This is a genomic window from Bartonella sp. B1099, from assembly GCF_944801835.1.
Lineage (GTDB): Bacteria > Pseudomonadota > Alphaproteobacteria > Rhizobiales > Rhizobiaceae > Bartonella.
Genome location: NZ_CALYLN010000001.1, coordinates 1216678 through 1230462 on the forward strand (window position 1 = coordinate 1216678; position 13785 = coordinate 1230462).

The following is a 13785-nucleotide window of genomic DNA, read 5'->3' on the forward strand; positions in this document are numbered from 1 at the left end:
GTTCATTATCCCTCTATGTTATTTTCTTAGAAGCTGTCTATAATATTTTATTTTTTGCATCAAAATTTTAGTCAGATCATGATAATTTCTTGTGTAAGATGTTTTCGGAAAAAGATTTGAATTATGTTTATACGGATTTTATAGTTTTTATTTTCTATAATGAAAAGAATCGGACATAATAGCTCTATGAAATCATATCTTGCTCTTTTATCGCATGTTTTAAATCAGGGTATTGATCGCACAGATCGAACGGGGGTGGGGACGCGATCTATTTTCGGGTATCAGATGCGCTTTGATTTACAAGCAGGATTTCCATTATTGACGACAAAGAAATTACACTTACGTTCAATTATTTATGAGCTTTTATGGTTCCTTAAAGGCGATACAAATATTGCATGGTTAAAGGAGCATGGTGTGTCTATTTGGGACGAATGGGCTGATGAAAAGGGTGATCTTGGTCCTGTTTATGGGTATCAGTGGCGCTCTTGGCCTGCTCCTGATGGACGCCATATTGATCAAATCAGTGATCTGTTGACGATGATTAAAGAGACGCCTCATTCTCGTCGCCTGATTGTATCAGCATGGAATCCCGCATTGATAGAAGAGATGGCTCTGCCACCTTGTCATTGTTTTTTTCAATTTTATATTGCTGAGGGGAAATTATCCTGTCAGCTTTACCAGCGTTCGGCAGATATTTTCTTAGGGGTTCCATTTAATATTGCGTCCTATGCATTGTTAACGATGATGATTGCGCAAGTCAGTCGCCTTAAAGTTGGTGATTTTATTCATACGCTGGGGGACGCGCATCTTTATTCTAATCATTTTGAACAGGCAAAATATCAATTGTCTCGTATACCAAATGCTTTGCCCTATATGCGTATAAATCCAGCGGTAACAGATCTTTTTTCTTTTAAATTTGAGGATTTTGAATTGCTTAATTATGATGCACACCCCCATATTAAAGCGCCGGTAGCAATATGAGGATTTCCATTTGTTTAATTGCTGCTGTTGCAGAAAATGGTGTTATCGGTCGTGAAGGTGCAATGCCGTGGCATTTATCGACAGATTTGCAACGCTTTAAGGCGTTGACGTTGGGTAAGCCTATTATAATGGGGCGAAAAACTTGGGATTCTATCGGGAGACCTTTACCAGGGCGCACAAATATCGTCATTACGCGCGATTGTACCTTCAGTGCTGAAGGGGCTGTTGTTGTGCATTCTTTATCACAGGCATGTTTTCTTGCAACAAATGCTGCTGCTCAAAATGATGTAGAGGAAATTTTTATTATTGGTGGGGGTGAAATTTTTCAACAAGGGATGGGGATTGCTGATAAAATATTCCTTACAGAAGTTTTAGCTTCTATAGATGGTGATTGTTTTTTTCCTATTTTTGATAAAGAAAAGTGGACTATTGTGCAAACACAAGATATTCCAAAAGGGGATAAAGATAGTCATCCGACACGTTTTGTTGTTTATGAGCGGAAATAATTTTTTGTCATATGAAGTGGAAAGGGTTTATCCGTTGTGTAATTGAGATAAGAGGAACCCTATAGGCTTTAAGTGAAGGGTTGGTATTTGAATGAATGGTAGTTAGTTAAAGAGGTGATAATGCCCTGGACAAATCAAAATGGTGGTGGCCCGTGGAGTGGCGATAAAAATAAAAACAGCGGTGATAAAAAAACATCGGCTAAGAATCTTTTTGGTTCTGGTGGCAATAATGGTGGCGGAAATGGCCCCAATCTTGATGATATTTTGCGTAAAGGACAGGATCAGTTTAAACAACTTAGTCGAGGGGGCGTTTTTGTCTTGTTCCTTCTGCTTGCTGTGTTTTTTTTCCTCTATCAGTCACTTTATATTGTTCAACAAAATGAGCAAGCCGTAGAATTACGTTTCGGCGTGCCTAAGGAAGAAATTATCGGTGATGGGTTGCATTTTCATTTTTGGCCTATTGAGACTTATATGAAAGTCCCTTTAACGGAAAAAACAATTGCAATTGGTGGACAGCCTGGACAGAGACAACAAAGTGAAGGCTTGATGCTGTCGAGTGATCAAAATATTGTGAATGTCAATTTTTCTGTTTACTATCGCATTTCACATCCAGGGCAATTTTTATTTAATGTGAATGATCAAGAAGGAACTGTTCGTCAGGTCGCTGAAAGTGCAATGCGAGAGGTCATTGGCTCAAGACCTGTTGATGATGTTTTGCGTGATAAAAAAGAAGAAGTTGCTAACGATGTGAGAAAGATTACCCAGTTGACTGTCGATAAGTATCAACTTGGGGTTGAAATAAGCCGTGTATCGATCAGTGAAGCTGCTCCTCCTACCAAAGTTGCTGCGGCGTTTAATTCTGTGCAGCAGGCGGAGCAAGAACGCGGACGGATGATTGAAGAAGGAAATCGTGTGCGTTTTACAAAAATTGGTTTAGCAAATGGTGAAGCTTCACGGACACGGGAGATCGCAAAAGGTGAAAAAGCACAAATGGTTGAAGAGGCGACAGGGCGTGCTGAACGTTTTCAGGCCATAGCTCGTGAGGCTGCAATTTCACCAGAGGCTGCGCGTTATCGTCTTTATATGGAGACGATGGGGCGTATTTTTTCTTCACCCAATAAATTGGTTCTTGATCAAATTAATTCTCCTGCGGTGCCTTATCTTCCTTTGAATGAATTGCTGCGTCATAATTTATCAGAGAAAGTAAAAATAAAATCAGCACGTTCTACATCGCTCTTGGATACTCAGATTTCTGGAGGACGTTAATCATGCAGCAGTCTCGTTTTTTGTTTGTTCTTAGTACCATAATAATTTTTTTGATCATGTTGTGGATGTCATTTTTTATTGTCTATCCTCGTCAACAAGTCGCTATTAAGCGTTTTGGACAGATCGTTAAGGTAGAATCTAATCCTGGAATTTATGTGAAAATACCTTTTGTGGATAAGATGATTGTCGTGGATAATCGGTTGTTGCGTTACGATGTTCCTACACAATCTGTGCAAGTTCGTGGGGGGGCTTATTATGAAGTGGATGCGTTTTTTATTTATCGTATTACGGATCCTAAATTGTTTTTACAGCGTATTGCTTCAGGGCGTCCGCAAATTGCAGCACGTGAAAATCTTGCACCACGCTTTATTGACGCTTTGCGGGCTGTTTATGGTAAGCGAGAATTTAAAGCAGCCTTATCGGATGAACGAGGCGCGATGATGGCTGAGGTTCAAAGGCAATTTTCTATAGATGCAGGTTCGCTGGGTATTAAGATTGTTGATGTACGTATTCGGAAAACCGATTTAACCGATGCTGTTTCAGAAGATGTTTATCGGCAAATGGCTGCGGAGCGGGAAGCGGTTGCGGAAAATATTCGCGCTCGTGGTCAACAAGAGCGAGATCGTATTGTTGCAGAGGCAAATCGTGAATATGAAGAAATTGTGGCGGCTGCAAAGCGTGATGCTGAAATTACCCGCGGTGAAGGACAGGCTGAAAGTATTCGCATTTTACTCAAAGCGCGAGAAGCTAATCCATCTTTTTACGATTTTTGGTTAGCCATGGAGCAGTATAAGAATTTAGAGAGAATACCGATGGTGATTTCACCAAATGAGGATTTCTTTTTTTATTTTCGAAATTCTCCGCAAGCAAAGAAAAAACTTTCATCAACAATGAGTCCTAATTTGAATAAAACTGATTCAAAGTCCAGTGGGGAATAGATGAAACAATGTATGGAGGGTACTCGTATGAGCAGTATCCTCTATAGCTCTTTGTTTTTATGATGAATGTAAGAGAATGTTAAGCCGTACTGATTTTGCATAATAAATATTGAGTAAGGCTCTTTACAGCTTTGGTTTAAAGGCATGTCATGGGTAGAAGTATCGTGAGTAGAAATATATTTTTGAAGTCTTTTATCACAAGAGTTGTTTTTTGTGTGATTTTGCTTTTATTAGAATCCATGCGTTTGTCTTGGAGCGCAGAGACAAATAAGACATTGCCTTCTGTTCCTGATTTAGCTTCTGAGCTTTTGGAGACGGTTGTGAATATTTCTACGGCACAGACTGTTGAAGGAACAGAACAGGATGAAAATACTTCGATACCCGTTATTCCCAAAGATTCATTGCTGGAAGAATATTTTAATGATTTTTTAACCCCCAAAGAAGGGGAAAAAAATAGTCAATTTCAAAAGGTGCGTTCTTTGGGGTCTGGTTTTGTAATTGATGCGCAAAAAGGGCTTATTGTTACAAATTATCATGTTATCGTTGATGCTGATGATATTGAAGTGAATTTTACGGATGGTGCAAAACTCAAGGCAAAACTCCTTGGCAAGGATAGCAAAACGGATTTGGCGTTGCTTCAGGTGGATGTGGGAAGTAAAAAATTAAAAGCTGTGCGTTTTGGTGACTCAGAAAAAGCGCGTATTGGTGACTGGGTTATGGCTATTGGTAATCCTTATGGTTTTGGTGGGAGTGTAACGGTTGGTATTATTTCTGCACGTAACCGTGATCTTAATGCTGGTCCTTATGATAATTTTATTCAAACAGATGCAGCGATTAATCGAGGTAATTCTGGTGGCCCGTTATTTGATAGAAATGGTGAAGTCATTGGCATTAATACAGCCATTGTTTCCCCTTCTGGAGGATCAATTGGTATTGGGTTTGCTATTCCATCGGATATGGCTCTTTCTGTGATTAACCAGTTGCGTGATTTTGGAGAAATAAGGCGTGGGTGGTTGGCTATTCGTATTCAGCCGGTGACAGAGGATATTGCAAAAAGTTTAAAACTAGACAATGCTGTGGGAGCGTTGGTGGCTGGAAAAATAGAACAAGCGGAAAAAAATGATGTCGATAATAGCCAGTTGCAAACAGGAGATGTTATTCTTTCCTTTGGGAATTCCAAAATTAAGCATGCACGTGATTTACCCCGTTTAGTCGCGGAGAGTTCAGAAGGAAGAGTTGTGGATGTCACTATTTTTCGGAATGGGCAAGAAAAAACCGTAAAAGTTAAGCTTGGACGTTTGATTGAGACCGATGATAATGAAGATACAGAAGAAGAAGTCGATGATAAAAAAGGTAATGATCTGCCAAAAAGTGTGACAATGCAATTGATGGGCATGATGTTATCTGAATTGACAGAGGATTTGCGTCATCATTATTCAATTTCAGATAAACTTCGAGGACTCGTTGTGACATCTGTTGCACAAAATAGTGCTGCGGATAAAAAGCGTATTCGCGTTGGTGAAGTGATTATTGATATCAATCAGAGTGCTATAACAACAATTGATGAGGCTAAAAAACGTCTTCATAAATTACGTGAAGCTGGGCGCAAAAACGCTCTATTCATCATAGCGCGTCCAGATGGAGAGTTACGGTTCGTAACGATCCCAATGGATTGATGCCTTATAGGATTGATGTTTGGAGAATTCGTTTTTTTGTTTTTATTAGCCTTAATATAAGGATATTTAAGTAGCTCAACCTGATATCTATCTAGTATTTTTTAAAAGCCTATTTTACGATGGAGAGTGTGGATTGTATGACATAAAGTCCATTGGACGGCTCCATTTTTGCACTAAATAAAAGTACAAGTTAGCAGTCATATTTTCCATCTTTCTTAAAGAGATTTTTATAATTTCTGTCGCGCAGGTGAATGGTATTGATATCGTCTCTGGTGAGAGAGGGAGCAAAATAAATCAATCTTATGGAGCTTGCAGGTAAACTGCAAAACGCTCAATTATTATTATAAATTATGTTTTATCTAGGGAGACTTTCAGCACTTTGTAATTATACTTTTTATGCTGTAGAGAATGTTTTTTCTCTTCAGGTTGAAAAAGTCATTCCATAGAAAAATGGTGTTAGACTCAATAAGCTATCGATATATTGACATCTTTCTTTGTGATGAATGAAAAAAAATAATGATACCAAAGAAAGTGTGAAGAAGAAAGTTGTTGGGGCTTTTATTCTTAAGCTAAAGCAATATGCTGTTGTTATAGGAAAAATAAATCTGTTTGATTGTATAAGTTTAGCTTAGTATTATTGTCATAAATGAAGACAAAGGGCCTAATGGACGGAATGATTATGGCTAGAGTTTATTATTGAAGTATGATCGCAAAAGGTTCTTGGAAATTCCTTTGATGTTGTTATTAAGTCCATTTTTTCTTTTTTATAATTTTCATAAGGATTTTCTTTATCTTAAAGGTGAAGTCTTGTTCGTATTATTATAAAGTTTTTACTTTATAATAATGGAGAAAAAATACAGGGGCTTTGCAGGTGGTTATGCATGTTGCAATAAGTTTCTGATTGGTAGGAATTGCTCTTCATGACACAGAGAACAATTACATTGATAGCAGGGCCCACGGCAAGTGGGAAATCAGAACTTGCTTTGCAAATGGCTCAAGAAAGAAATGCTCTCATTATTAACACTGATTCAATGCAGGTTTATAACGTTTTAAATATTTTAACGGCACGGCCGAGGGCGGCTGATACCGCGATTGTTCCCCATTATCTTTATGGTCATGTGAGTCCTCGTTTGAATTATTCAGTAGGACAATGGTTGTGTGATGTTGAGAAGCTGTTAGTTACTTTTACATCGAGATCCATTATTTTTGTTGGTGGAACAGGACTTTATTTTCGTGCTCTTTTGGAGGGGATTTCGCAAATCCCTCATGTTCCAGATGTTGTGCGGCAGAAATGGCGCTTGCTGCTTGATAAAGAGGGCGTTGCAAGTCTTTATCGCCAATTGTTACAGATTGATGCTGTTGTTGCTGAAAAGATTTCTTCGCAAGATGGACAGCGTATTGTTCGTGCTTTAGAAGTTTATGATGCAACCGGTGAGAAGCTCAGTTGGTGGCAGAAGCAAAAAACAACGCCTCTCATTGTGTCCCATTGTGCTGAAAAAATTCTTCTCATGCCACCCCGCCTTTTGCTTTATGAACGCATTCATAAACGCTTGGACTCTATGATTGAAAGAGGGGCTTTAGAAGAGGTGGTGGCCATAAAGAAACTTATGCTTTCCCCTTCGTTACCAGCGATGAAAGCGATTGGTATATCTGAATTTATGGCTTATTTGGATGGAGATAGAAGCTTTGAAAATGCTCTGGAAGCGGTGAAAACACAAACGAGAAGATATGCAAAAAGACAAATGACATGGTTTCGTCATCAATTTGATAAAGAATGGATTCTTACTTCTTGATGAAAGAACTGTAGCTTTAAGAAGAAATTTTTGAGAAAATATTAATTTTTTATTGACGAATGGATTCAATGGAATTAAAAATTTCTCTATAAGGAATTTTTTTATATATTTTATGCGTTGGAATAAAGGGGGAGATCATACAATATGTGTTGTGTAGTGGGCTCCTTGAGAGTCTTTTTTTATGGGCTCCGTTAGGGGCTTTTTTATTGTCCTATCAAGTAGGTGAGTGGGAAAAATGAGAAATGATCCAAGACAGCAAGAGAGTGCAGATGGAAAAGTAATGTCGGGGGCTGAAATAGTGGTTCAGGCTCTTATAGATCAAGGGGTTACACATATTTTTGGTTACCCTGGTGGGGCTGTTCTTCCTATTTTTGACGTTCTTTATCACCAAGATACACTCCAGCATATTTTGGTGCGTCATGAACAAGCAGCGGGGCATGCCGCTGAAGGCTATGCACGCAGTACTGGAAAGGTTGGTGTTATGCTTGTAACTTCTGGTCCTGGGGCAACGAATGCTGTGACACCTTTGCAAGATGCTCTCATGGATTCTATCCCTCTTGTTTGTTTTTCTGGTCAGGTAGCGACAACGCTAATTGGAACAAATGCTTTTCAAGAGGCTGATACAGTTGGAATTACAAAGCCTTGTACGAAGCGTAATTGGTTGGTTAAAGATGTCAATGATCTTGCGAATATTATTCATGAAGCTTTTTCTCTTGCGCGTTCGGGACGCCCAGGACCGGTTTTGATTGATATTCCCAAGGATGTTCAATTTGCTTCAGGATTTTATAGGGAGCCTCAAGTCCAAGAGTCTTCGCGTTCTTCTCTACCGTTGAAAGGGAGTAATCGTGAGGCTATTGAAACTGCTGTTTCTCTTTTAGTTGAGGCAAAACGTCCTGTTATTTATTCTGGTGGTGGTGTTATTTCATCGGGGGGGGAGGCTATCCAGCTCTTGCGTAATTTAGTTCAATGGGGAGATTTTCCCATTACTTCAACCTTAATGGGACTTGGTGCTTATCCTGCTTCTGGAAAAAATTGGCTCGGAATGCTGGGAATGCATGGAACCTATGAGGCTAATATGGCTATGCATGATTGTGATGTCATGTTGGCTGTTGGAGCTCGGTTTGATGATCGTATCACAGGGCGCCTTGATGCATTTGCACCTCATGCACGTATTATTCATATTGATATTGATCCTTCTTCAATCAATAAAATCGTCAAAGCAGAAGTTCCACTTATTGGCGATGTGGGGCATGTTTTGGCAGATATAATGCAACATTTGCATAGAGATCAATCAAAGTTTGATCAAGAAAGTCGAAAAATATGGTGGACGCAAATTAATCGCTGGAGATCTCGTAATTCATTGGCATATATGGAAAAAAAAGATGTTATTATGCCCCAATATGCTCTTGAACGGCTTTATGCACTGACCAAAGATGCTCGTGCTTATATTACAACGGATGTTGGACAGCATCAGATGTGGGCAGCGCAATATTATCACTTTGATGAACCAAAACATTGGATGACTTCTGGTGGTCTTGGAACGATGGGGTATGGTCTTCCTGCGGCGATTGGTGTGCAAATAGCCCATCCTGATGCGCTTGTTATGTGTATTTCTGGTGATGCTTCCATTCAGATGAATATTCAAGAGCTTGCAACAGCTATTCAGCATGACACACCCGTGAAAATTTTTATTTTAAATAATCAATATATGGGAATGGTTCGCCAGTGGCAGCAATTGCTGCATGGTAATCGTCTTTCTCACTCTTATACGGAATCGATGCCTGACTTTGTGAAATTGGCACAAGCTTATGGAGCGGTGGGGATTTATTGTTCAAAACCCGATGAACTTGATGATAAAATTCAGCAAATGATTGACAGTGATAAGCCTGTTCTTTTTGATTGTCGTGTTTATCATTTAGAAAATTGTTTTCCCATGATCCCATCGGGATGTGCCCATAATGAGATGTTATTATCTGATGAAGCAAGCGAGGAAACTGTTGCAAATGCTGTTTCTTCTGCGGGGAAAATTCTTGTATAAAATGAATATGTTAGCAAAATGGTGAAGGACGGTGATGATGAAGTCTTTGGAAGATTCATCTCTGTCTCTTCTTTGTGGAGCGTTCCTATTATCCTTAAAGCTCATTTTATGATTTTCATTCTTTGTTTAAAGACATAGGGCTTTATTTAAAGGCAGGGGGTGTATTATTATTTGTTCATCTAAAAAATGTTATAAGTTGTGTGCCCAATTATGTTTGAATTTATGTGTACGTGATGTTTGTTTTTTTAATTCAAAAGGAACTAGGTTATTGACTATATGTTCGCCTTCAAACTTAATGGAATAAGGCTCTCCGATCAATAAAGAAAACATCATGATTAAATTTTCGCTAATATAGCCACTTTTACAAGACGCATCTAAATTATAAGGATTAGGTGACGTATTAATTTGTCTATCAATTGGAAGATTTTCAAAGATTAAATATGGTCTAGGGGTAATAGACATCTTTTGATTCATAAGAATTGTCAATATTCTATGTGGTAGCAGTGAAAATGCTATTTTTTTTAGCTCAACCGAATATTCAATACACCGTATGGATCATAAATAACATGGTCTAAAGCCTCCCAAAGTTTGTCTCTTTCGACATTGCTCAACTCAAAAGTATTTTCATTTATCATGATAATTTTCTACCCAATTATATTTTCCTACTTTTTTATTAAGAAAAGCGAAAAAACAGTCATTAAAATTAAAATCAGCCATGTTAGTAAATAAGTGTCTGTAAAGTCTTGGATTAATCCAAATAATGGTGGAGCCGTAATAATTGCGATTTGATTTACAGACATGGCTAAGCCCAGAGAAAAGCCAACGCTTTCTTTTGGCGAAGAGTCTGCAATATAAGCAACCCAAGGGCCATACCATCCCATGCCAAAAAAACCTAACCAAGCAGATAAAAGAGTTAGATAAATTATGGATCCACTCATGCCCAAAATTAATATTAAAAATCCAAAAACGATTGCAATCATGCAAAACAAGACAGGAAAAAATCGTCCTTTTCTACAATGATCACTCCACGCTGCTAAAATAATTCTTCCTAAGGTACCAGAAGCTTGTAAAACGAAAAACAAATAAACACTTTTATCTAGAGATAGGTGATAGATTCTATGAAAATAAATCGTTATAAAATATGGTTAAAACATATTGAACAATTACAAGTGAAATGCCTGAAAAAATAATATTCTTCATATGCGGTGCAGCTAACATTGCAAGACGAGACTTTACAGTTGCATAGAACGAAACCCTTGCTTTGCTTTTGGGAACGGTAGCGACAACTTTTGCTGGTGCGTGATAAAAAACAATAAATATACATCCACCTAGAAAAGAAACGATGGCACCGACCAAAAACGCACCTTGTATGCCATAGACAAGCGCACTCGCAGGAAGAACTATCCCAGCCAAAGCTCCACCTAATGGTAGCCCCGCCTGTCTTATTCCCATTGCAAATCCGCGCTGCGATTGTGGAAACCATGAAGAAACAGATTTAGCGCCACCAGGTTGAGCAGAACTATAAAATCCCCCTACAATGAGCAAACAAATCAAAAGGGAAATATAGTTATTGGCGATTGCTCCCAACAAAAGAGCGACAGAAACGCCGACCGCGCCAACGCCAACAATATAGCGCTCGTTAAACTTGTCTAGTAATTCGCCAGCTACAAGTAATCCAATAATAGGGAGGAACTGCGCTGCTGAAGACAGCAAACCTATCTGAGAGTCACTCAACAAGAAACCCTTCTTAAAAAATTCAGCTAAAGGACCAATCCCTTGAACAAAGAAGCAGGCTGATGTTTGAGCGATAGTGGCAACAAGCAATACAATCCATCGATAATAATTTTTTTCTATAAGTTCATTATTGCTCACTATGCCCCCCTCCGATTAAAGGGTATCCCAACGCGATAGCCTTTTAAAATCATGATTACAACAATAAATTGGTATTTTATGCTGATTACATAAAAATCTGTCAATACGATTGGTATTCATATGAAAGCTAAGAAATACGCTTAATTTAAGAAAATAACCTATGATGTGTTGTGCAAATTTGATATGCTAGCGATAAAGAATAAATTTTACAAACATTGACTCAGCTGGCATTAAGCGCTCTTCATAAAAGATGCTATATTTTCGCAAGCTTTTTCAAAATAATTCTCAAAACTTTCTTTAGTCACATAGCCCAGATGCGGTGTGCAAAGAACTCTGTCTGATTGCAATAATTTGCTCTCATATACTGGCTCGCTGTCATAAACATCCAGTGCAAAGTAAGTTGAATTTTAAGTTAGTATTTTTTCTATTGCCCCTTTTTCAACCAAAGCTGAACGCGCTGTGTTGACAAAAATAGCATGAGGTTTCATACTCAATAGATCATCTAATTGAATGATTTCTCTGGTTTTATCGCTTAAACGCAAATGTAGAGATATAATGTCAGGACGTGTAAAAAATTCATCTTTTGAATGCGTAAAATGATAACCTAAATTTTTTGCTTCTTGTGTTGAACGCTCGCTCCCATAAACAAAAATGGACATGCCAAAAGCTTGAGCATATTGAGCAACCATTTTGCCAATACGCCCAAACTCGAATATTCCAAGAGTAGCCCCTTTCATTTGGTTGCCAAATGTTGTTTGCCATCGTCCTTTTTTCATATCAGACACAGATTGACAGAGTTTTCTACGCGCAGACATAATTAAGAGCTAGACCAAATTCAGCAGCAGAAGTTGGATTTCCACCACCGTCTAATATTTCAATTCCGAACTCTCTACAAGCTTCTATATCAATATGTGAACCTATAGGACCTATTTGGCAGATTAATTTTAAATTTGGCAGTTTCAGAAGAAGATTTCTATCAACAATAGTCCGCTCTCTGATTAAGATAAGAATATCTATTTCTCTGAGCTTATCTTCTAAATTACATTCTTTAGCTAAATTATTTATAACCAGCACTTCATGCGATTTCATTAATTTTGTAATATGTAATGTTAGGGTGGCTTTTTGATAGTTATCTGGAATTAATATTTTCAATTTAAATCTCCCCCACATATCTGTACGAGATAAAGCCTGCTTCATATAAGCGTGATGTTTCTCTTTATTCGTTGTGATATAACTTATTTGTAGTATGAAGAGTAAATTTATTAAAATCATGGTAAGAGCGAGATAGGAACTTTATAGGTGTATCATCATAGGATTAAGGAGTTTTGTTGAGAGATATTGCTATTTATGCCAAAAGGTTTTTGATATATTTAATTATTATTTCGTAATAGTGGATATACTTTATTTTATGTGCAAGAAAGCTAATTGATTGTGTAAAATGGTATTCAGAAAATTACATACTTCTTACCCTGTTAAGGACATTTTTTCTCGCGAGGGTTTTGCACTTGCAATGCTCTTTTTCTCATTCTAAATTTTGGTTCGAAAAAGCATCTATAGGTGTTATTGTAAATTTAAGATATGCATATTCTCATTGTTGGTGTTACTGTTGTAGAAAATGATATTTTATTTGATAAGTATAAGGGTGTTATCAAGGAGATCGATGTATAGATAAAATTTAGATTGTTACAATATCTTGAAAAAGCAATGGGTAAGTAATTGATAATTGTGCTACGAAAGTTGTTAGATGGGCCTGTGTCAGCAATTCTTGATAAAAAAGTTTTTCTTGATCGTCGTTTTTTTTCAAAATACTGCTTTTTTATGCAAATCTTATATTGGTAAGCTATGCAGTTTTCGTCAGAACAGAATAATGCATTGAAGGCTGTGGCCGCATGGTTGAGGGAAGGGCGTTCTCCTCTTTTTCGCCTTTTTGGCTATGCGGGAACGGGTAAGACGACGCTTGCGCGCTATTTTGCAGAGACAGTTGATGGTTCTGTTCAGTTTGCTGCTTTTACGGGCAAGGCGGCGCAGGTTTTGCGTTCTAAAGGTGCAAGCAATGCTTGTACGATTCATTCGCTGATTTATTGTCCGCGTGGAGAAGAGGAAGTTTCCGATGAAATTACGGGAAAAAAGTCTATTGCTCCAACATTTACATTAAATCGAAGAAGTGCGGCTGCACAGACACGGGCGCGGTTTTATGATTATTTGAATAAGCAATCGGGGGAGGGGCAGGCATGAAGACGCGTGGTTCCCATCAACTTGATTTTTTTCAACGTCCGGTTTTCCCCTGTCGTGAACCCGTTGCGCAGATTGATTTAGAGCGGTTTCGCTCTCGCATTAAGCGGGCGATGGCGCGGGCTTTGAGAGAATGCCGCTATGAGCGCAGTGAGATTGCAGAGCGTATGGCGCATTATTTAGGCATTGGTTGTTTGAGTAAGGCGAGTTTGGATGCTTATGTTGCTGAAAGTAAGCAGGTGGATATGGATATTTCTTTGCCACGCTTTAAGGCATTTGTGCGGGCGACGGGGGCTTTTTGGCTTTGGGATGAGGTGGTGAGTGAGGATGGTTTGCTGTTGCTGCAAGGGGATGAAGCGCGATTGGCAGAAATTGCAAGATTGCAGCAGGAACAGCGTGAGATTGCCGCACAATTAAAAGCGATGCGTGCGGTTCCGGTTCGTATTAGATGGGGGAAGCCATGAAAGAGTGGTTTAGTATTGC

General features: G+C 38.5%; 12 protein-coding genes and 1 pseudogene. 9 read left to right on the forward strand and 4 right to left on the reverse strand.

All coding sequences use genetic code 11. From position 1 onward, the window contains the following. The first annotated feature begins 186 nt into the window (after nt 1-186). From NNJ73_RS05170 to NNJ73_RS05200, 7 genes are all read left to right on the forward strand, one after another. Complete coding sequence (locus tag NNJ73_RS05170) at nt 187-981, forward strand: thymidylate synthase (RefSeq protein WP_254493004.1); 795 nt, start codon at nt 187-189, stop codon at nt 979-981. After that, entirely contained in the window at nt 978-1487 is a 510-nt protein-coding gene (locus tag NNJ73_RS05175) for a dihydrofolate reductase (RefSeq protein WP_254493005.1), read from the forward strand. The genes NNJ73_RS05170 and NNJ73_RS05175 overlap by 4 nt, the downstream gene beginning before the upstream one ends. A 120-nt stretch (nt 1488-1607) precedes the next feature. After that, complete coding sequence (gene hflK, locus NNJ73_RS05180; protein WP_254493006.1) at nt 1608-2753, forward strand: FtsH protease activity modulator HflK; 1146 nt, start codon at nt 1608-1610, stop codon at nt 2751-2753. Nucleotides 2754-2755: 2 nt separating this feature from the next. Next, nucleotides 2756-3691, forward strand: a complete 936-nt coding sequence (hflC, locus tag NNJ73_RS05185) for a protease modulator HflC (RefSeq protein ID WP_254493007.1) — start codon at nt 2756-2758, stop codon at nt 3689-3691. 149 nt (nt 3692-3840) lie between these two features. After that, complete coding sequence (locus NNJ73_RS05190) at nt 3841-5367, forward strand: Do family serine endopeptidase (RefSeq protein WP_254493008.1); 1527 nt, start codon at nt 3841-3843, stop codon at nt 5365-5367. 920 nt (nt 5368-6287) lie between these two features. Further along, complete coding sequence (miaA, locus tag NNJ73_RS05195; RefSeq protein ID WP_254493009.1) at nt 6288-7160, forward strand: tRNA (adenosine(37)-N6)-dimethylallyltransferase MiaA; 873 nt, start codon at nt 6288-6290, stop codon at nt 7158-7160. 235 nt (nt 7161-7395) lie between these two features. Continuing rightward, a complete protein-coding gene (locus tag NNJ73_RS05200; protein ID WP_254493010.1) occupies nt 7396-9198 on the forward strand; it encodes an acetolactate synthase 3 large subunit in 1803 nt (600 codons plus the stop codon). A gap of 662 nt (nt 9199-9860) precedes the next feature. Here the strand turns inward: NNJ73_RS05200 and NNJ73_RS05205 are convergent. The 4 genes from NNJ73_RS05205 to NNJ73_RS05220 all read right to left on the reverse strand — a co-directional run bounded on the left by NNJ73_RS05205 (nt 9861) and on the right by NNJ73_RS05220 (nt 12222). Further along, complete coding sequence (locus NNJ73_RS05205; RefSeq protein WP_254493011.1) at nt 9861-10280, reverse strand: hypothetical protein; 420 nt, start codon at nt 10278-10280, stop codon at nt 9861-9863. Between the two features lie 34 nt (nt 10281-10314). Continuing rightward, nucleotides 10315-11070 carry an MFS transporter gene (locus tag NNJ73_RS05210; protein ID WP_254493012.1) on the reverse strand — a complete coding sequence of 252 codons (756 nt, stop codon included), beginning with the start codon at nt 11068-11070 and terminating at the stop codon, nt 10315-10317. 407 nt (nt 11071-11477) lie between these two features. Beyond that, a complete protein-coding gene (locus tag NNJ73_RS05215; RefSeq protein ID WP_254493013.1) occupies nt 11478-11885 on the reverse strand; it encodes an NAD(P)-dependent oxidoreductase in 408 nt (135 codons plus the stop codon). Beyond that, a complete protein-coding gene (locus NNJ73_RS05220) occupies nt 11872-12222 on the reverse strand; it encodes a hypothetical protein (RefSeq protein WP_254493014.1) in 351 nt (116 codons plus the stop codon). The genes NNJ73_RS05215 and NNJ73_RS05220 overlap by 14 nt, the downstream gene beginning before the upstream one ends. 690 nt (nt 12223-12912) lie before the next feature. Between NNJ73_RS05220 and NNJ73_RS05225 the strand changes: the two are divergent. Together NNJ73_RS05225 and NNJ73_RS05230 are read left to right on the forward strand one after the other, a co-directional pair. Next, nucleotides 12913-13248, forward strand: a pseudogene (locus tag NNJ73_RS05225) (AAA family ATPase); the annotation flags it as partial. A gap of 53 nt (nt 13249-13301) precedes the next feature. After that, nucleotides 13302-13766: a hypothetical protein gene (locus NNJ73_RS05230; protein ID WP_254493015.1), complete on the forward strand. Its 465-nt coding sequence runs from the start codon at nt 13302-13304 to the stop codon at nt 13764-13766. Nucleotides 13767-13785 lie beyond the last annotated feature (19 nt).